Origin of the sequence: Luteimonas sp. TWI662, from assembly GCF_039673825.1 — a bacterium.
In the GTDB taxonomy this organism is placed as follows: Bacteria; Pseudomonadota; Gammaproteobacteria; order Xanthomonadales; family Xanthomonadaceae; genus Luteimonas.
Genome location: NZ_JBDJMI010000002.1, coordinates 1 through 16,746 on the forward strand (window position 1 = coordinate 1; position 16,746 = coordinate 16,746).

Consider the following 16,746-nt stretch of genomic DNA (forward strand, 5'->3'; position numbering starts at 1 on the left):
TCTTTGGCAATTTTCGCTGCGATATTTGCACCTCCGACCCCGGTTTTTTTAAGCGCGAATCCGGCGGCCCTGCGGTTGCCGACCGCAGTGAACTGCGTCCTCGCGCATTCAAAGAAAAGCGGCCCCGAAAGGAGCCGCTTTGGTCTGGACCGCAGGCCGCGATGCCGCGGCCTGCAATGGGCGAGACTCAGTTCTCGCTGGCGCCGGCACCCGAGGTCTGGGCGTTGACGTAGTTGCGGTACTCCTCCGGCGTGATGAAGCCATCGCCGTCGGCATCGACGTCACTGAAGACCTGCGCCAGGCCCTCCAGGCCCGCGGCCTCGGTCTGGCTCAGACGGCCGTCGCCGTCGGTGTCCAGGTCGGCCCAGGTGACCTGGCCCTGCTGCGCCTGCGGCGCCTCGGCCGTCGCATCCTGCGCGTAATCCTGCGTGGTCGCCTCGGTGGTCGGCGGCGCCTGCTCCGCGGTCGGATCCTGCGCGAATGCCATCGGCATCGCCATCGCGGCACCCAGAGCAATGGCGGCGATCAGCGGCTTGCGAGCATTCTTCATCGTGGTCTCTCCTGCGTTTCTTTGGGGAAGTTGGCGCGGGGGTACTTCATCCTCGTCGTGGATACCGCACGGTCCCTACCCTGCCTGCGCCGAAATGAACCGCCCCGCCCTCTGAATCGCGCCTGATTACGAGCCTTTAACCACGCGCTGTCCGATGCGGGCTAAGCCAATGTTCCCGATGGGTGAACGCAGCGCCGTCAGCCCCCGTCACGACCAGCTTTATCGAACGCACCAGCTCGCTGTCTCACGTTCGCGACGGGGCGTGACTCGATGAACGCCAACACAATATTTACGAAGCGCCGCGATTTCACAGGCGTTCCTGCTGATCCGCAGCCGTATGCCACACTCGGGTTTTCCCCGATTGTTTCCTGGAGAACCGCATGCCACGACTGCTCGCGCTCGCCCTGCTCGCCGCCTCGCTGTTGTTGACGACCGGCTGCGATGGCACCGCCGCCAACAACGCACCGACGACGGCACCGGCCTCGAGCGGCGAACAGACCGCGCGCGACGCCGCCGGTGCGGATGCGATCGAGGGCCTGCCGTTCGCGAGCACCGCAGTCGCCACCTTCAACGAACCGTGGGCTCTGGCGTTCCTGCCCGACGGCCGCCTGCTGGTGACCGAGAAGGCCGGGACGCTGAAGCTGGTGACGCTGCCCGACGGGCAGGCGCGCGAGATCGCCGGCGTCCCTGCCGTGGCCTATGCAGGTCAGGGCGGCCTGGGCGATGTCGAGCCGCACCCGCAGTTCGCGCAGAACGGCCTGATCTACCTGAGCTATGCCGAGGACGGCAAGGGCGGCCGCGGTGCGGCCGTGGCGCGCGGCCGCCTGGACGTCGAGGCCGGCACGCTCGAGGATGTCGAGGTGATCTGGCGCCAAGTGCCCAAGGTCTCGGGCAACGGCCATTACGGCCACCGCCTCGCGTTCGACCGCGACGGCAAGCTGTGGATCTCCTCGGGCGAGCGGCAGAAGTTCGATCCGTCGCAGGACATGGCCTCCAACCTCGGCAAGATCCTGCGGCTCGAGGACGACGGCCGCGTGCCGGCCGACAACCCGTTCGTCGACCAGGGCGGCGTCGCGGCGCAGGTCTGGTCGCTCGGCCATCGCAATCCGCTGGGGATCGCGTTCGATGCGCAGGGCCGGCTGTGGAACAGCGAGATGGGCCCGGCCGGCGGCGACGAGCTGAACCTGGTCAAGCGCGGCGCGAACTACGGCTACCCGATCGTCTCCAACGGCAACCACTACGACGGCCGGCCGATTCCCGACCACGACACCCGCCCCGAGTTCGCGAAGCCGGCGATCACCTGGACGCCGGTGATTTCACCCTCGAGCCTGATGGTCTACTCGGGCAACCTGTTCCCGGCATGGACCGGCAACGCTTTCATCGGCGGCCTGTCGGGCCAGACCCTGGTGCGCGTGGAAATCGACGGCGACAGCGCGCGCGAGGCCGAGCGCTTCGCGATGCGCGCGCGCATCCGCGGCCTCGAGCAGGGGCCCGACGGCGCGCTGTGGGTCATCGAGGACGGCAAGGACGGCCGGCTGATCCGGCTGACGCCGCGCGAAGGCTGAGCGCGTCGGCGTCGCCGATACGCAACGCTCTGGCAGAGCCGCGCAGCCGCGGCCTGCCGGCGGCCGGTCAGAGCGCCGGCCGCTCGATCGGGTTGCCCATCGCCGCCCGATAGCGCACATACAACGCCTGCACCTTCGCGATGTAGGCCTGCGTCTCGGCGTAGGGCGGCACGCCGCCATAACGCGTGACGGCACCGATCCCGGCGTTGTAGGCCGCCAGCGCCAGCGTGCGGTCGCCGTCGTAGCGACGCAGCAAGGCGCGCAGGTGCCGGGCGCCGGCCCGGATCGATTCGCTAGGCGCGTGCGGATCGGCGACACCGTAGTCGGCGATCACGTCCGGCATCAGCTGCATCACCCCGCGCGCGCCCTTGGGCGACACTGCATCGGCATCGAAGCCGCTTTCGGCATGCGCGATCGCGCGCAGCCAGGCCTCGTCGAGTCCGTAGCGCTTCGCAGCCGCCGCGAACACGGCCGAGTGCGGCTGCAGCCTGGCCGTACCGACCGCGCCCAGGCCCTCGTGCGCGGGCTCGCCCGGCGGCGTGTGGGCGGTGAAGCGCAGGTACGGGCGTGCGCCCGGCAATCGACGCGTGCCGTAGACCAGCGCCCCGTCCTGTTCGCGCTCGTAGAGCACGCCACTGAACACGCCCATCGCGCCCCACAGGTTCGGCGTCTGCACCGCATCGTCGGGGACCTGCCGCGCCTCGCATGTCGACCCGGGCTCGGGCGCCGTCGACAGGCTCACCGTGCCGTCGCGCACGCAGCGCCAGACCGTGCGTGCCTGCGCGGGCGTCGCACACAGCACGGTGGCCAGAACGATGCCGCACGCGGCAAGCGAGGGACGGCGGACGGGCATCGGAACTCCGGCGGGCAATCCCGGCCAATTACGCCCGGCCCGGTGAACATTGTGTCGGCGGCACGATTGGGGCGATCATCCCCGCCCCCCGCCCGAGCCCCCTTCGATGCCGCACTGGTCGACGCTGATCCGCGAGATCCCCGATTTCCCCAAGCCCGGCATCGTCTTCAAGGACATCACCCCGGTGCTGGCCGAGGGCGCCGCGTTCGCCGCTGCGATCGAGGCAATGGCCGCGCCATGGCGCGACACGCCGCCGACCGCATTCGTCGGCATCGAATCGCGTGGCTTCATCTTCGCCGCCGCCCTCGCCCAGGCGCTGGGCACTGGGTTCGTGCCGGTGCGCAAGCCCGGCAAGCTGCCTGCGCGGGTGCTGCAGCACGACTACGCGCTCGAGTACGGCCAGGACCGGCTGGAGATGCACGCCGACGCGTTGCCGCCCGGCGCGCGCGTGGTCCTGGTCGACGATGTGCTGGCGACCGGCGGTACGCTGCGCGCGGCGTATGCCCTGGCGCGTGCGCAGGGCGCCGAGGTCGTCGGCGCGACGGTCCTGGTCGAACTGGCGGCGCTCGGTGGACGGACGCGCTGGAACGATGCGGTGCCCTTGCACGTCGCATTGCCGGGGTGACGGCACAGGGCGGTCGTCGCGGCGCTTCGACGGGAGGCGACCTATCGTGCGGGTCCCCACCTGTCGCACCCGCCCCATGCACGAGGAACGCCTGACCCTGAGTCGCAACGACTGGATGCCCAACAATCCCCGGCTTGCGGTGCGGATCTACCGTGGCCTGCGCACGGCGAGCGATGCGCCGTTCGACGCCGCGGCCTTCGAGGCCCGCTTCGGGGCCAATGGCTGGCCTGCCGACTGGCGCGGTGGGATCTACGACTACCACCACTTCCATTCGAGCGCTCACGAGGTACTCGGTGTGGCCGCCGGTACCGCCACGCTGATGCTGGGCGGCGCCGGTGGCACGATCGTCGAGGTCGCCGCGGGCGATGCGGTGCTGCTGCCGGTCGGTACCGGCCACTGCTGCGTGCAGGCCGATGCGGCATTCCGCGTCGTCGGCGCCTATCCCCGCGGCCAGGAGAGGGACATCCAGCGCGCGGCGCCGGATGCCAAGACGCTCCAGCGCATGCACGCCGTGCCCGACCCGCGTCGCGACCCGGTGACCGGCAAGCGCTTCTGATCCGCGCCGCCAACGCGGCGCCTGCGATTCAGTCGTCGTCCTCGTCGAAGGCGTGTGCAAGCCAATCGCCGTCCGTCTCGTCGTCGTGGGGCGCGTGCGGGGCGGGCTCGAGCAGCGTGTAATCGTCGACATCGGGGCTGCGAATGCGCCGCGAGACCCGATAGGCCTCCAGCAATGGCTGCGGCATGGTCTCCAGGAAGCGCAACGCCGCGGGCGGGCCGGCCAGCCAGTCGCCGATTGCCGCGGCCGGCATGAACACCGGACCGTCGGGCACCAGCGGCGCCGGGATCGCCGGGTTGGGATGGGTCAGCACCGCGAACGTGTACAGCTCGGGCGTGTCCTTGGCCCAGTGGTCCCACAGCCCGGCAGCGAACAGCGGCTCGCCGTCCTGCGCCTGGATGAAGTACGGCACCGGCGTCTCGCCGCTGCGGTCCCATTTGTAGTACCCATTCATCGGCACCGCGCAGCGGCGGGTCTCCCAGGGCCGCCGGAAGATCCGGCTGCGAGGGGCCCGCGCCAGACGCGCGGTCACCGTGGTGTAGGGCGTTTCGGGCAACGGCGACCAGCGCGGCACCAGGCCCCAGTCGAAGTCCTCGACGACCGGGCCGTCGCCACGGTCGAAGATCACCGCCGCCGGACGCCGTTTGCCGATGTTGTAGCGCGGCGGCGTCACCGACAACGCCTCGCCGACCGTCCGAAGCAGCGCCGGCGGCCACGGCGCATCGCCGAAGGCCTGCACGAACCTACGCATTGCTGGGACCGCGCGCCATCGGCGCAGGTTGTCGGCTGGACATGCGTGCAGTCTCTCCCCGATCGCGTGAAGCCACCGCGCTGGTCTTCACGCGCTGCCCGCACGCTGCGGGCCACGGTCGTGCGTTTCCCACACAGGACGCCCGCATGCAACGCACGCCAGATCCGCAGGATGCCCCGATGCCCGATGGCGACGTGCCGGGTTCGGCGCCCCATCCGATGCACGACCCGATGCCTGACCGGCCGATCGATCCGCCCGTGCCGACGCCGGGCGACCCCGAACGGGATCCGCAGCCGCAGCGCGACCCACCGTCGCCCACCCGGCCGCAGGACCCGCCGCAACCGGTCTGACAGGGGGCGCGTGCCGCGCCCCGCCCGAAGGGGCGCATCACGCCATCGCAGGCGCCCGCGGCAGCCAACGGGCGTCGGCCTCGCGCTGGGGCAGTGGCGAGGCCGGCGCAATCGCCGGGACCAAGCGCTCGCCCTCGTAGCCGCCATCCACGCTATGGATGCGCACGACAGCGCCGCACAGCAGCACTGAGGCGTCGCAGGCCAACTGCCGGAACGCGGCATCGCGCGTGGGATGGTGCGACAGCGTACGCCCGGAACCGGCATCGAGCAGGGTCCAGTCGAGCGAAGCCGCGCAGTGGCGCAGCAGATAGCGGATCGGCGTCATGGTGGCCCCGGTCAATGAGAAGGTGAGACCGGGCGTCCCGGCGACGACGCATCATGAAGACCTTCCGATGAGGGTCCGGTGTGCAGCCCGGCGATGGGCTGCACTATCTGCACGAACGCCAACCGCGGCCCCCCCCGCGGCCGGGTGGGATCGCCAGCGCGCCCGCGGCGGGGCACAATCGACCTCGGGGCGGCGCGAGGGCGTCGCCTTTCGTCTGTGTCCTGCCGGCGCGACCGCTGCCGGCCCTTCTTCATGGAGAACCTGATGTCCACGCTTCCCCGCAGCGGCCTGCCGCCGTCCGATGCCGGCGCCACGCCTGCGATCACTGTATCCAGCATCGACCTGGCGCGGCTCGAAGCCATGCTGCAGTCGCCCGCGCTGCGCAACCACCCAACGGCCGAACTGCTCCAGCGTGAGCTCGACCGGGCCGAGGTGCTGGCCCCCGACGCCATGCCCCCCGAGGTCGTGCGCATGAACACGGTCGTCGAGTGCGAGGACGCCGACGGTGCGCCGCGCCATCTCACCCTGGTCTATCCCCAGGAGGCGGACGTCGCCAAAGGCCACGTCTCGGTGCTCGCACCGGTCGGCGCCGCATTGCTCGGACTGTCGATCGGACAGTGCATCGACTGGCCGACGCCCGGCGGCGTCCTGCGCCTGCGCGTCACCTCCGTGCAGCCGCCCGAGAGCTGATCCGGCCAGGCTTCGCGCGCCGGCGATGCCGGCAGCGGCAAGCTCGTGCCATGCGTCCCCTGCCCCGATCGTTCTACGCGCGCGACGCCCGCAGCGTTGCGCCGGACCTGCTCAACAAGCGCCTGGTGGCCCGCGATGGCCGCCAGGCCCGCATCCTCGAGGTCGAGGCCTATTGCGGCGCCGAGGACGCGGCGGCCCATTCGTTCCGCGGCCCGACTGCGCGCAAGCGGGTGCACCGCCGACCACGCGGCTCAGTCGGAGGCGGCGAGCGCTGCCTCTACATCGGCGACCGAACCGGGCCGCGTGACCCGGGCGACCTCCACGCCGTCGCGCAGCACGATCAGGGTCGGCCACAGCTTGACCCCGAAGCTGCGCCCCAGCGGCCGCCCCTTGCCGTCCTCGACCTTGATATGGGCGAGATCCTGACGCCCCTCGATCGCGGCGCGCAGCAGCGGCTGGGCGGCCTGGCAGTGGCCGCACCAGTTCGTTCCGAACTCGAGCGCGAGCACGCCGGTGGTGGCGTCGATGTCGTCGCGCGTCGGCGCATCGGCGGCGTAGTGCGCAGTCCAGCCCATGGTCAGGCCCCGACTCAAGACAGTGCACGCTCGATCGCATCGAGCGGCAGGTTCGTATAGTCCTTGGCCAGGTCCGCGACCAGGCGCTGGGTGGTTTCCTTGTGCAGCAACGGCCGCACCCGCCCCAGCGTGTGCGGATCGGCGATCAGCACCAGGTCGGTGAACCTGTTCTTCAACGCGCCTTCGTTGAGCCCCAGCGCCAATTGCTTGGCGAACGTGGCCTCGTCGAGCTGGGATGCGCTCGATTCGGCGGGCATCGCGCCGGCCGGGCCGTCGTCGTCGAGGTTCATGCCCTCCAGCAGCGCCTCCTGGCGCAGTGTCAACGCGCCTGCCTCGCCGACATTGGTGAACACGCGCGCCGCGCCCCCATTGGCCACCACGATCATTGCGCCCTGGGGAATTTTCATCGTCATCGTCTCGCCTCCACTTGCTGCATCGCGCCGGATGGCGCGCACCCAATGTAGGCAGGCGGGTGTGAGCGCGACGCAATGCGACGCGGGTCGAGGGCGGCGCGCTCAGCGCCAGGGCCGACGCCCCTCGGTCCACGAGTCCGAGCGCGTACGCCCGGCCGGCCACGACTCGTGGATGTCGCGCCAGGTCGGCCCGAACGGCGTATCGAATGCGTCGTAAACGCCGTTGCCGGGCAGCAGGCCCAGACCGGGGTAGCCGACGGGACCGTCGTAGCGCGCCACGCGCAGATTGAGGTTCACGGTACCGCCCGCCTCGCCTGCGCGCTCGCGGCACAGATTCAGATCGGCGGCGTTCCAGTGACTGGTACCGCCGCGCGAGGAATGGCCGATCCCCGTGCTGACGCTGCCGGTCACCGCGCGCGCCTGGCCGTCGGGCGCGGTCGGGCAGCCGCCACGCCGCACCAGGGCGTCATCGTGGCGTTGGCGCCAAGCGGGCGTCGCCGTGCGCGGACCGGTGTACTCGCCCTCGCCGAATGCGGCCTCGCCGGTGAACATCGGCGTTGGCGGCAGGCGCAGGTCCGCGCGTCCATCGCCGGCATTGGCCAACGGCGGCGCCAGCGCCACCGCAAGCAGCCAGGTCAGCATCGAAGTGCGCATGCGCAGATCCCGTTACGCCCGAGAGCGACGGCTCACGCTACCAGTGTTTCGTTGAATCGCTGCTGGCCGCGGCCCGATGGCCGTCAGCCGTGACGCATCCACAGGCAATCGATCGCATCCAGCGCGATGTGCACCAGCAGCCCGATCGCAAGCAGGCGGGTACGACGCGGCACCATCAGGGCGCCATAGACCGCGATCGCAGGCGCGGTGTGCAGTGGGTGGAAGCCGATGCTGCAGCGGTCGGGCTGATACACCGGGTCGGCGAGCAGATGATCGAGATCGATCAGCCAGCCGAGCAACAGCAGGCCCCAGGCGCGCAGGAACCGCTGGCGCCAGAACATCCAGGCCAACAGCGCCGGTACCGCGGCATGGAGCAGGAGATGGACGATGGCACGCGAACCCATCGTGAGTGTCCGCCGGGCGCGACAGGGTACGCCACCTCGGAAGGACGGCCGCCCCACCGCATCCCGTACCATGTCGTCCCTTCCTTGGGAAGGCGCAGGGGCTGCTTCGACGCGAAGCGATGGACACGGCAGGCATGAAGGCGGGATCGGGGATGCGCAAAGCGGGGCTGCTGACGATCTGCGCAGGCGTGCTGTCGCTGGCGGCCTGCGTCGGGTGGCATGACGATGCGCCCATGGTCACGGGTCAGCCGACGACGGCGATCGAGACCTCCCAGACCTGCGAGCACGTCCACATCGGCCCGCACATCGCGCTGCGCCTGCCTGCACCCGAAGGCGGCTGGTCCGGCGCGCCGCAGGCCGTGGTGGTGATGAACACCTTCGCCGGCTCGGTCGACATCCAGCACGGCACGCGTCTTCGCTGCGGCTCGCCCGAAGATGCCCGGTCGCTGGATTCACGCTTCCGCACCGGGGTCGGCGCGGTGATCGTGCCCGAGGCGGGCGACACCGCGCCGATCGAAGTCGGGTTCGACGACAACGCGCTGCCGCTGTGGCGCCCGATCGTCCAACTGGGCGAGCCTGCGCCGATGCAGCGGGCCGACATCGCACGCTTCGCGATCCGCATCGCATCGATCGCGGTCGTACTGACGCTGCTGGTCTCGGCGCTGCTGGCATTCTTCGCCACCCGCGAGCGCGCATTCGCCAGCTATGCGGCCGCCGCATCGCTGTTCGCGCTTTGGCAGGCGCTGCTGTCCGGGCTGTGGGCCTGGCCGCGACCCTGGCTCCCGGTGGCCGGTGCGACCATCCCGGTCCTGGTCGCGCTGGGACTGGGCATGGCCGGGCTGACCGCCAACGCGTTGCTGCTCCAGTCGGGCCTGCGACAGCGACGACCGCGGCTCGCTCGCGCCGCCACCTGGGGAACGCACGGCCTGGTCGCCACCGCCATCGTGGTCCCATGGCTGCCGGTGCAGGCGGTGGCCGCCCTTTCGGTCGCGATCGAACTGGGCTTCTACCTGCTCTGCGTCGCGTTTGCGATCGCGGCACTGACCGCGCTGACCGCGCTGACGCAGCGCCGCGGCGACCGCTTGCTGCTGCTGGCCGGCGTCATCCCGTTCCTGCCGATCGCCGGCCTGCAGGCGGCCTGGCCCGATGTTCTGGCACTGTGGAAGGTCGAGGCGTTCATGCTGGCCGGTGGCTGGCTGGCGTTGACCTGCAGCATGACCCTGACGCTGCGCCTGGGCCGGCTGCGGCGCCAGCGCGACGAGATGCGCATGCTCGCGCAGACCGATGCGCTGACCGGTCTGCCCAACCGGCGGGCCGCGCTGGAACGGCTCGAGCAGTGCATGGCCGATGCGCGCGATGCCGACACGCCGCTGACGATCGCTTTCCTCGACGTCGACCACTTCAAGCGCATCAACGACGTCCACGGCCACGAGACCGGCGACCGCGTCCTGCGTCATGTCGCCCGCGCGCTGCGACACGCATTCCGCGACGCCGACCACATCGCGCGCATGGGCGGCGAAGAGTTCCTGGCGATCCTGCCCGGGGCCGAGCCGGTCCATGCGCAGACCCGCATCGACGTGCTCCGCGTCTCGCTGCAAGACATCGGCAATGCGCTGGGCATCGCCGGCCTCCAGGTCACCCTCAGCGCCGGCGTCAGTGCCTTGCACCCGCTCGACCGGGACACCGCGGCCCTGCTGCGCCGCGCCGATGCAGCGATGTACGCGGCCAAGCGCGGCGGCCGCGACCGCACCGAAACCGCCGCGGCAGCGATCAGCTGACGACGCTGCACGGCCACAGCGCGCCGACGCCGGCGCGTTCACTGGGCCTGCACCGATCTGATGCGACTTTCGCCGACCTTCACTGCAGTCGGAGTTCGCTGGATGGCGCATCACAGCCCCGGAGGCCTCGTCCTTCTGGTCGAGGACAACCGCAATATTTCCGAGCCGGTCGGCGAATATCTCGAAAGCCGGGGATTCGAGGTGGACTATGCCGCCGACGGTCTGGACGCCTACAACATCGCCTCGGAAAACCCGTTCGACGTCATCGTGCTCGACCTGATGCTGCCACGGCTGGGCGGCATCGAAGTCTGCCGCCGCCTGCGCGCCGATGGCCGCAATTCGACCCCGATCCTGATGCTGACCGCACGCGACTCGCTGGAGGAGAAGATCGAGGGCCTGGAGGCCGGCGCGGACGACTACCTGACCAAACCGTTCGATATCAAGGAACTCGAGGCGCGGATCCGGGCGCTGATCCGTCGCGATCGCCGCGAGGTCGGGGCCGCGGTGCTGGAGGTAAGCGATCTGCGGCTGGACCCGGTCTCGCTGCGCGTCCAGCGCGGCGGCCGCGAGCTCAATCTCGCGCCGATCGCGATGAAGATCCTGACCATCCTGATGCGCGAGGCGCCGCGGGTGGTGACCCGCCGGGAGATCGAGCAGGAGATCTGGGGGCTGAGCCTGCCCGACTCCGACACCCTGCGCAGCCACTTGTACAACCTGCGCAAGATCATCGACCGCGACCAGCCGGTCCAGTTGTTGCACACGATCACCGGCGCGGGCTACCGGATCGCGGATCTCAGCCGGGCAGTCGCCTGAGCACGACCGCCATGCCGCAACGGCATGGCGGTCGTGCAGCCCCCCGTTGTCGTGCGGCTTCCCCCGCGTCGCGTGGCGCGGCGGAAGGCCCGACGCCCGAGCGCCTAGGGCGTCTTGGCGGCCGTCTTGCGCGGCGCCTTGGACGCCGTGCCGGGACGCGCTGTCTTGCTCGCAACCGCGCCTGGCCCGCGGGCGGTCGTGGCCCGGGTGGTGTTCTTGGTCGCCTTCTTGGTCGCCTTCTTGGTCGCCTTCTTGGTCGCCTTCTTGGTGACCTTCTTCGCAGCCTTCTTCACGGCCTTCTTGGCGACGTTGCCGGCCTCGGCAACCTTGCCGCCGGCGGTCTTCGCCGCCCGCTTGGCGCCCGGACGCGCAGACGTCGTCTTGGCGGTTTTCGCCGCACGCCCCTTCGCAGCGGCGCGTTCGGACGCGGTCCGTCCGGCGCCCTTGCGCTTGAGCGCGGCGATCTCGGCCGCGGCGGCCGACTGCGCGGTCTCCAGCGTCTCGCGCGCTGCCGCCACGCGCCGACTCACCGCATCGGCGGCCTTGGCCACGATGCGGCTGGCGCGATCGCCCAGCGTGCGTGCGCCGTCCGCCACGGCCGCCTCGGCGTGCCGGGCGGAGGTCTCGACCGATGCGGCGGCCGTCCGGACCCGCTTGCGCACGACAGCGACCACCTCGCCGGCGCGCCCGGCGGTCTTCCCCTTGCCCTTGCCCATGCTGCTGCCCTCGTGATCTGCGTACGGGCCCGTCGCCCGCATCGGGCAATGTAACGCGGCCCGATACCGTCGAATAGCCGCGCGTGCCGGTGGCTGGCGGGCATTCTCGGCAACGCGTGCCCGGCTCTCAAACCGATACCCACGGGTGCACAGCCGTCGCAGGACTGCGGACTTCAACACCGATTCAAGCGGACGCGGCGACACTGCGCCGGTGCTGGCGGCCGCGGGGCTTGCAGACGCTTGACCAACGCCGCCGCAACCACCACGTTCGATTTCCGATCCGATTCGTTCCGCCACGGCCACGCCGACAGGGGATGCCACCGCCATGCGAGCCAAGACCACGCTTCTCGCCCTGACTCTCGCCGCCGCATTCGGCGGCTTCGCCGCGACCGCGATGCGCGACGCGCTGCAACAGCCCGCGGCGGCAACGCCGCCCGGAACCGCCGCGGTGCCGATGGTCGCCCTGCCCGCCGCCGTCGACGGCCAGCCGCTGCCATCGCTGGCGCCGATGCTGCGCCAGGTCACGCCCTCGGTGGTGTCGGTGCATACCAAGCAGCGCGTGCGGGTCAGTCCGTTCGGCAACGATCCCTTCTTCCGGCGCATGTTCCCGGAGCTGTCGCAGGAGCGCATCAACGAATCGCTCGGCTCGGGCGTCATCGTCGATGCCGCGCAGGGCTACGTGCTCACCAACCACCACGTCATCGAAGGCGCCGACGATGTCTCGGTCACGCTGTCGGACGGCCGCACGCTGGAGGCCGAATTCATCGGCTCGGACGTCGACACCGACGTGGCGCTGATGCGGGTCAAGGCGTCGGGCCTGACCGCGATCCCGCTCGCGCAGGACAGCAACCTGCAGGTCGGTGATTTCGTGGTCGCGGTCGGCAACCCGTTCGGGTTCGGGCAGACGGTGACCTCGGGCATCGTTTCGGCGGTCGAGCGCAGCAACGTGCCGGGCGTGGGCTTCCAGAACTTCATCCAGACCGATGCCTCGATCAATCCCGGCAACTCGGGCGGCGCACTGGTCAACCTGCGCGGCGAACTGGTCGGCATCAACACCGCCAGCTTCAACACCCAGGGCAGCATGGCCGGGAACATCGGCTTGGGCTTCGCGATTCCGATCGGCCTGGCGCGCAACGTGATGACCCAGCTGGCGACCACCGGCAGCGTGCAGCGCGGCACGCTCGGCGTCGACACCCAGACGGTCGATGCGCGCATCGCGCAAGGCCTGGGCCTGGAGACGCCGCGCGGCGCTGTCGTCACGCGCGTCTATGGCGGCTCGCCGGCCGCCGACGCCGGGCTGCGGACGGGCGATGTGGTGATCGCCGCCAACGGGCAGCGCATCGACAACAGCGAGTCCCTGCGCAACTTCCAGGGCCTGCAGACGCTTGATGCGCCGGTGACGCTGGAGGTGCTGCGCGATGGCAAGCCGCTGAAGATCGACACCCGCCTGCGCGCACTGCCTCGCGACGGCGCGAGCTTCGACCCGCGCCTGGCCGGCGCAACACTGGCCGACCTGCCCGAGGCGATCCGTCGCCAGAACAATCGCATTGGGGGCGTGCGGATCGAAAAGGTGGCCCCCGGCAGCCGGGCGTTCGACAATGGCCTCCGCGAAGGCGACCTGATCCTGGCGGCCAACAGTGGCGAGTTCCGCGATCTCGCCGGCTTCCGCGATTCGCTGGCCAACCGACCGACCGATCTGGCCATGCGCATTTCACGCGGCGGACGCATCTACAACGTGATCATGCGTTGACCCCATCCGCGCCGTGCGCATCCGCACGGCCCGTCCCACACAGGAGTGAGCGAACATGAGCCCCACCTCCACCGAAGCGGTGAAGTCCAATCTCGGCGAAGCCGGCAACCACCTGGCGCAGGCTGCGCGCGACGCGACCTCGGCCGTGAAGAATGCCGCCGGTGTCGCAGGCGACGAGCTCAAGCTCGGCAAGGCCAGCGTCAAGGCCGATCTCGCCGGTTCGGCCTCGGCCGGCCTGGCCGCCGTCGAGGAAGGCACCGCCGCTGCAAAGGAACAGGCCGATCTGCTCATGGAAAAGGGCCGCGACCTCATCGACAGCGCCGCCGACCTGATCCGCGAGCGTCCCATCGCAGCCTTCGGCACGGCGTTCGCGGCGGGCTGGATCATCGCCAAGCTCGCCCGCACCAAGTAATCGCGGATCGACATGACCGAGCGCGTGACCGGGGAAGACCCGCGCGAGGAGACACCCGCTGGCAGCGCGACCCGTGCTCCCGGCGAGGTGCCGCACCTAGATGAAAGCGTCCGCCGCGTCCGCGCGGCGGCCAAGGAGACCCTGGGCTCGGGGCTCGACACCGGACGCGCGCTGCGCAAGCTGGTTTCGGCCGACTTCGCCCTGGCGCGCAGCGCACTGGGACGGGCCCTGGCATGGTCGGCGGTCTCGGTGGTCTTCGGGGCTTCGGCCTGGCTGCTGGCCATGGGCGCGGCGATCGCGCTGCTGCAGTCCTGGGGCCTGTCGTGGTTGGCGTCGATCTCGATCGCGATGGCCATCAGCCTGCTGGTGACCGCGTTGGCGGCCTGGCGGGTCTCGGTGTTCTTCGATCATGCCGGCATGCACGCCACACGGCGTCAGCTGACCCGACTGGGGCTGTTCTCCGAAAGCGCGCACGACGATGACGACGAGCACGCTTCGCCCCCGCCGTCGGCGCAGACACCGAGGACGCCATGAATTTCGAAGGACTCAAGACACGGGTCGAACGGGCCGAGGCGTTGGTCGACGGGCGCGTGGTGCAGACGCTCGACCGCCATGCGGCATTGCGTTCGAGTTGGCGCGAGGCCTGGACACCGTCGCGCATTGTGATCGCCGGCCTGATCGGTGGGTTCGCGATGGGCGTGTCGCAGCCCAAGCTGGCGCTGCGCCGGCTGGGCAAGCTCGGCGGGCCGAAGTCGTTGCAGATGGTCAGCGCACTTTCGGGTCTGGCCTCATCGATCCAGGCGACGATCGCCGCGGTCACTGCCAAGCAGGCGGCCGACGCTGCCGATGCCTCCGAAGAGGCCGCGACCGATGCCGCCACAGAGACGACGTCGCCGGCGGCAGGCGTCGCCGCGACCGCCACTGCACGCGGCCGGGCCGATGGCGTCGCCGGCGCAGGCGATGGGCCGTCCGCGGAATCGCCCACCGACCGCCGTCGTCCGGAACCGGCCTACGCCGCCCAACCCCGGCCTGCCGAGGCCGCCACCGAAGTCTCGGAATCCGGACGCTGAGCGCGCCCCCGGCGCGCCCTCTTCTTCCATGAGCACCCCGACCACGCCGCCTCCCCCGGAGGATGCACCGCTGCCGGTGCCTACGCCTGTCGCGCCCCGACCGCGCGCGTCGACTGCACTGGTGGTGCTGGTCACGCTCGCGGTGCTGGTCACCTTGTGGGCCGCGCAGGGCGTCATCCTGCCTGTCCTGTTGGCGATGTTTTTCGCATTGATCGGCAATCCGGTGCTCCGCGGCCTGCGCCGCTTGTGGATTCCCCGCTTCCTCGGCGCCTTGCTGGTGCTGGCCGCCGGGCTCACCACCGCCGGGCTGCTGGGCACCCAGCTCTATGGGCCGGCGAGCGAATGGGTGCAGCAGGCGCCCAAGCAGCTGCGTGCGCTGGCACCGCGCCTGAAGCAGATGACCCAGCCGGTGCATCAGGCGAACCGGGCGGCGGAAACCTTCGCCCGTGCGACCGAGGACCGTCCGCAGCGTCGCGTGCAGTTGGTGCGGATCCAGGACGACAGCTCGTGGCGCACACTCGTCGCCACTCCGCGCATGCTCGCCTCGGTGCTGGCGGTGGTGCTGTTGACGTTCTTCTTCATGGTCTACGGCGAGAACCTGCAACGCAACGCGATCGCCCTGCTGCCCGACCGGCAGCGGCGCAAGCTCACGGTCGACATCCTGCAATCGATCGAGCGCGAGATCTCCCGCTACGTGCTGACCATTTCGATCATCAACACCCTGCTGGGCGCGCTGTTTGCCGGCATCTTGCTGTGGATGGGACTGCCGCTGCAGGAAGCGCTGTTGTGGGGCACGGTGGTCGCGCTGTTGAACTTCGCCCCCTATGTCGGTCCGCTGATCGGCGTACTGCTGATGCTGCTGATGGGCTTTGTCAGCTATGACGGCACCTGGCCGACCCCGGCCTGGGCGCCGGTGATTCCGGCGGCGATCTATCTGGCGCTGCACACGCTCGAAGGCCAGTTCGTCACCCCGATCGTGCTGGGTCGACGCATGGCGCTGTCGCCGCTGATGCTGGTGCTGGCGCTGCTGCTGTTCGGCTGGATGTGGGGCATCGTCGGGCTGCTGCTGGCGGTCCCGTTGCTGGTGTGCGTGAAGCTGGTGCTCCGCCGCCTGGAAGGCTTCGAGGGCTGGGCACGGCTGCTGGCCTGAGCGCGCCCGTTACAATGGCCGCATGCGATTCCCGATCCGTGCCATCACCATCGATCTCGACGACACCGTGTGGCCGTTCGCGCCGATCGGCGCACGCATCGAGCAAGCGCTCGACACGTTCCTGCGCGAACACAGCCCGGTGACTGCCGAGCGCTACCCGATCGAACGCATGCGCGCACTGCGCGCGCAGGTGTTCGCCGACAACGCGCACCTGGCGCACGATGTCGAGGCCCTGCGCCAGCTCACGATCGAGCACGCGCTGCGCGACAGTGGCGGCGATGTCGGCCTGCTCGACGCGGCCTACCGGGTGTTCCACGCCGAGCGCAACCGCATCGAGTTCTATCCCGACAGCCTCGATGCGCTGGCGCGGATCGCCGCCCGCGTGCCGATGGCTGCGCTGACCAACGGCAATGCCGATATCGAGCACATCGGCCTGTCGCATCTGTTCGCGTTCAAGCTGGCCGCGCGCGAGCACGGCGCGGCGAAGCCGGAGGCAAGCATCTTCCATGCTGCCTGCACGCGGCTGGGCTGCGCGCATGGCGACGTGCTGCACGTCGGCGACCACATCGAGATGGACGTAGCCGGCGCCGCGCGTGCAGGGCTGCGCAGCTGCTGGATCAACCGCGAGGGCCGCCGCTGGGAACATCCCGAGCTGGCTCCCGACCTCGAATTCGACACCCTCACCGCGCTCGCCGACTGGCTCGACACCGTGCCGACCGCTGCCGACGACGCCTGACCGGACCCGC

At 70.4% G+C, this 16,746-nt stretch carries 22 protein-coding genes and 1 pseudogene; 14 read left to right on the plus strand and 9 right to left on the minus strand.

Going from position 1 to position 16,746, the window contains the following annotated elements; all coding sequences use genetic code 11:
- Positions 1–187 precede the first annotated feature (187 nt).
- A complete protein-coding gene (locus ABE488_RS02430) occupies positions 188–550 on the minus strand; it encodes an EF-hand domain-containing protein (protein WP_255493067.1) in 363 nt (120 codons plus the stop codon).
- Positions 551–930: 380 nt separating this feature from the next.
- Between ABE488_RS02430 and ABE488_RS02435 the strand changes: the two genes are divergently transcribed.
- Complete coding sequence (locus ABE488_RS02435) at positions 931–2,115, plus strand: PQQ-dependent sugar dehydrogenase (protein ID WP_346447001.1); 1,185 nt, start codon at positions 931–933, stop codon at positions 2,113–2,115.
- A 67-nt stretch (positions 2,116–2,182) separates the two neighbouring features.
- Here the strand turns inward: ABE488_RS02435 and ABE488_RS02440 are convergent, their stop codons facing one another.
- Positions 2,183–2,968, minus strand: a complete 786-nt coding sequence (locus tag ABE488_RS02440) for a lytic transglycosylase domain-containing protein (RefSeq protein ID WP_346442870.1) — start codon at positions 2,966–2,968, stop codon at positions 2,183–2,185.
- Between the two features lie 106 nt (positions 2,969–3,074).
- On the opposite strand from ABE488_RS02440, the gene ABE488_RS02445 reads away from it, so the two are divergent.
- A complete protein-coding gene (locus ABE488_RS02445; protein ID WP_346442868.1) occupies positions 3,075–3,593 on the plus strand; it encodes an adenine phosphoribosyltransferase in 519 nt (172 codons plus the stop codon).
- Positions 3,594–3,669: 76 nt separating this feature from the next.
- The gene (locus ABE488_RS02450; protein ID WP_346442866.1) at positions 3,670–4,149 is read left to right on the plus strand and encodes a cupin; all 480 of its coding nucleotides are present in this window, start codon (positions 3,670–3,672) and stop codon (positions 4,147–4,149) included.
- A 28-nt stretch (positions 4,150–4,177) separates the two neighbouring features.
- Here ABE488_RS02450 and ABE488_RS02455 read toward each other — a convergent pair whose 3' ends face one another.
- Positions 4,178–4,900: an SOS response-associated peptidase family protein gene (locus ABE488_RS02455; RefSeq protein ID WP_346442864.1), complete on the minus strand. Its 723-nt coding sequence runs from the start codon at positions 4,898–4,900 to the stop codon at positions 4,178–4,180.
- A gap of 146 nt (positions 4,901–5,046) precedes the next feature.
- On the opposite strand from ABE488_RS02455, the gene ABE488_RS02460 reads away from it, so the two are divergent.
- A complete protein-coding gene (locus ABE488_RS02460; RefSeq protein WP_346442862.1) occupies positions 5,047–5,250 on the plus strand; it encodes a hypothetical protein in 204 nt (67 codons plus the stop codon).
- 37 nt (positions 5,251–5,287) lie between these two features.
- Here the strand turns inward: ABE488_RS02460 and ABE488_RS02465 are convergent, their stop codons facing one another.
- A complete protein-coding gene (locus ABE488_RS02465) occupies positions 5,288–5,575 on the minus strand; it encodes a hypothetical protein (protein WP_346442860.1) in 288 nt (95 codons plus the stop codon).
- Positions 5,576–5,839: 264 nt separating this feature from the next.
- Between ABE488_RS02465 and rnk the strand changes: the two genes are divergently transcribed.
- Positions 5,840–6,265 carry a nucleoside diphosphate kinase regulator gene (rnk, locus tag ABE488_RS02470; RefSeq protein WP_346442858.1) on the plus strand — a complete coding sequence of 142 codons (426 nt, stop codon included), beginning with the start codon at positions 5,840–5,842 and terminating at the stop codon, positions 6,263–6,265.
- Between the two features lie 50 nt (positions 6,266–6,315).
- Positions 6,316–6,504 (plus strand): annotated as a pseudogene (locus tag ABE488_RS02475) (DNA-3-methyladenine glycosylase); the annotation flags it as partial.
- Positions 6,505–6,516: 12 nt separating this feature from the next.
- Here ABE488_RS02475 and ABE488_RS02480 read toward each other — a convergent pair.
- From ABE488_RS02480 to ABE488_RS02495, 4 genes are all read right to left on the minus strand, one after another.
- Positions 6,517–6,840, minus strand: coding sequence for a thioredoxin family protein (locus ABE488_RS02480; RefSeq protein WP_346442856.1), 324 nt, complete (start codon positions 6,838–6,840; stop codon positions 6,517–6,519).
- A gap of 14 nt (positions 6,841–6,854) precedes the next feature.
- Positions 6,855–7,253 (minus strand): host attachment family protein, encoded by a 399-nt coding sequence (locus tag ABE488_RS02485; RefSeq protein ID WP_346442854.1) that lies wholly within the window; start codon positions 7,251–7,253, stop codon positions 6,855–6,857.
- A 102-nt stretch (positions 7,254–7,355) separates the two neighbouring features.
- Positions 7,356–7,907 (minus strand): hypothetical protein, encoded by a 552-nt coding sequence (locus ABE488_RS02490; RefSeq protein ID WP_346442852.1) that lies wholly within the window; start codon positions 7,905–7,907, stop codon positions 7,356–7,358.
- A gap of 83 nt (positions 7,908–7,990) precedes the next feature.
- Entirely contained in the window at positions 7,991–8,311 is a 321-nt protein-coding gene (locus ABE488_RS02495) for a DUF6122 family protein (protein ID WP_346442850.1), read from the minus strand.
- A 152-nt stretch (positions 8,312–8,463) separates the two neighbouring features.
- On the opposite strand from ABE488_RS02495, the gene ABE488_RS02500 reads away from it, so the two are divergent.
- Positions 8,464–10,089, plus strand: a complete 1,626-nt coding sequence (locus ABE488_RS02500; RefSeq protein WP_346447003.1) for a diguanylate cyclase — start codon at positions 8,464–8,466, stop codon at positions 10,087–10,089.
- Between the two features lie 102 nt (positions 10,090–10,191).
- Complete coding sequence (locus ABE488_RS02505) at positions 10,192–10,902, plus strand: response regulator transcription factor (protein WP_346442847.1); 711 nt, start codon at positions 10,192–10,194, stop codon at positions 10,900–10,902.
- Positions 10,903–11,006: 104 nt separating this feature from the next.
- Here the strand turns inward: ABE488_RS02505 and ABE488_RS02510 are convergent, their stop codons facing one another.
- Positions 11,007–11,618 carry a hypothetical protein gene (locus tag ABE488_RS02510; protein ID WP_346447005.1) on the minus strand — a complete coding sequence of 204 codons (612 nt, stop codon included), beginning with the start codon at positions 11,616–11,618 and terminating at the stop codon, positions 11,007–11,009.
- A 325-nt stretch (positions 11,619–11,943) separates the two neighbouring features.
- On the opposite strand from ABE488_RS02510, the gene ABE488_RS02515 reads away from it, so the two are divergent.
- Genes ABE488_RS02515 through ABE488_RS02540 form a run of 6 tightly spaced genes read left to right on the plus strand, consistent with a single transcriptional unit; the run spans position 11,944 to position 16,736 of the window.
- Positions 11,944–13,368 (plus strand): Do family serine endopeptidase, encoded by a 1,425-nt coding sequence (locus ABE488_RS02515; RefSeq protein WP_346442843.1) that lies wholly within the window; start codon positions 11,944–11,946, stop codon positions 13,366–13,368.
- Between the two features lie 55 nt (positions 13,369–13,423).
- On the plus strand, positions 13,424–13,780 hold the full coding sequence (locus ABE488_RS02520) for a hypothetical protein (RefSeq protein WP_346442841.1): 357 nt from the start codon (positions 13,424–13,426) through the stop codon (positions 13,778–13,780).
- 12 nt (positions 13,781–13,792) lie between these two features.
- Positions 13,793–14,314, plus strand: coding sequence for a phage holin family protein (locus ABE488_RS02525; RefSeq protein ID WP_346442839.1), 522 nt, complete (start codon positions 13,793–13,795; stop codon positions 14,312–14,314).
- On the plus strand, positions 14,311–14,850 hold the full coding sequence (locus ABE488_RS02530; protein WP_346442837.1) for a protein sip-5: 540 nt from the start codon (positions 14,311–14,313) through the stop codon (positions 14,848–14,850). The genes ABE488_RS02525 and ABE488_RS02530 overlap by 4 nt, the downstream gene beginning before the upstream one ends.
- Positions 14,851–14,878: 28 nt before the next feature.
- Positions 14,879–16,000: an AI-2E family transporter gene (locus ABE488_RS02535; RefSeq protein ID WP_346442835.1), complete on the plus strand. Its 1,122-nt coding sequence runs from the start codon at positions 14,879–14,881 to the stop codon at positions 15,998–16,000.
- Positions 16,001–16,022: 22 nt separating this feature from the next.
- The gene (locus ABE488_RS02540) at positions 16,023–16,736 is read left to right on the plus strand and encodes an HAD-IA family hydrolase (protein WP_346447006.1); all 714 of its coding nucleotides are present in this window, start codon (positions 16,023–16,025) and stop codon (positions 16,734–16,736) included.
- Positions 16,737–16,746 lie beyond the last annotated feature (10 nt).

Coding starts and splice junctions, on each gene's coding strand:
- ABE488_RS02430 (WP_255493067.1), bottom strand. CDS start 550: ATGAAGAATGCTCGCAAGCCGCTGATCGCCGCCATTGCTCTGGGTGCC.
- ABE488_RS02435 (WP_346447001.1), top strand. CDS start 931: ATGCCACGACTGCTCGCGCTCGCCCTGCTCGCCGCCTCGCTGTTGTTG.
- ABE488_RS02440 (WP_346442870.1), bottom strand. CDS start 2,968: ATGCCCGTCCGCCGTCCCTCGCTTGCCGCGTGCGGCATCGTTCTGGCC.
- ABE488_RS02445 (WP_346442868.1), top strand. CDS start 3,075: ATGCCGCACTGGTCGACGCTGATCCGCGAGATCCCCGATTTCCCCAAG.
- ABE488_RS02450 (WP_346442866.1), top strand. CDS start 3,670: ATGCACGAGGAACGCCTGACCCTGAGTCGCAACGACTGGATGCCCAAC.
- ABE488_RS02455 (WP_346442864.1), bottom strand. CDS start 4,900: ATGCGTAGGTTCGTGCAGGCCTTCGGCGATGCGCCGTGGCCGCCGGCG.
- ABE488_RS02460 (WP_346442862.1), top strand. CDS start 5,047: ATGCAACGCACGCCAGATCCGCAGGATGCCCCGATGCCCGATGGCGAC.
- ABE488_RS02465 (WP_346442860.1), bottom strand. CDS start 5,575: ATGACGCCGATCCGCTATCTGCTGCGCCACTGCGCGGCTTCGCTCGAC.
- rnk (WP_346442858.1), top strand. CDS start 5,840: ATGTCCACGCTTCCCCGCAGCGGCCTGCCGCCGTCCGATGCCGGCGCC.
- ABE488_RS02480 (WP_346442856.1), bottom strand. CDS start 6,840: ATGGGCTGGACTGCGCACTACGCCGCCGATGCGCCGACGCGCGACGAC.
- ABE488_RS02485 (WP_346442854.1), bottom strand. CDS start 7,253: ATGACGATGAAAATTCCCCAGGGCGCAATGATCGTGGTGGCCAATGGG.
- ABE488_RS02490 (WP_346442852.1), bottom strand. CDS start 7,907: ATGCGCACTTCGATGCTGACCTGGCTGCTTGCGGTGGCGCTGGCGCCG.
- ABE488_RS02495 (WP_346442850.1), bottom strand. CDS start 8,311: ATGGGTTCGCGTGCCATCGTCCATCTCCTGCTCCATGCCGCGGTACCG.
- ABE488_RS02500 (WP_346447003.1), top strand. CDS start 8,464: ATGCGCAAAGCGGGGCTGCTGACGATCTGCGCAGGCGTGCTGTCGCTG.
- ABE488_RS02505 (WP_346442847.1), top strand. CDS start 10,192: ATGGCGCATCACAGCCCCGGAGGCCTCGTCCTTCTGGTCGAGGACAAC.
- ABE488_RS02510 (WP_346447005.1), bottom strand. CDS start 11,618: ATGGGCAAGGGCAAGGGGAAGACCGCCGGGCGCGCCGGCGAGGTGGTC.
- ABE488_RS02515 (WP_346442843.1), top strand. CDS start 11,944: ATGCGAGCCAAGACCACGCTTCTCGCCCTGACTCTCGCCGCCGCATTC.
- ABE488_RS02520 (WP_346442841.1), top strand. CDS start 13,424: ATGAGCCCCACCTCCACCGAAGCGGTGAAGTCCAATCTCGGCGAAGCC.
- ABE488_RS02525 (WP_346442839.1), top strand. CDS start 13,793: ATGACCGAGCGCGTGACCGGGGAAGACCCGCGCGAGGAGACACCCGCT.
- ABE488_RS02530 (WP_346442837.1), top strand. CDS start 14,311: ATGAATTTCGAAGGACTCAAGACACGGGTCGAACGGGCCGAGGCGTTG.
- ABE488_RS02535 (WP_346442835.1), top strand. CDS start 14,879: ATGAGCACCCCGACCACGCCGCCTCCCCCGGAGGATGCACCGCTGCCG.
- ABE488_RS02540 (WP_346447006.1), top strand. CDS start 16,023: ATGCGATTCCCGATCCGTGCCATCACCATCGATCTCGACGACACCGTG.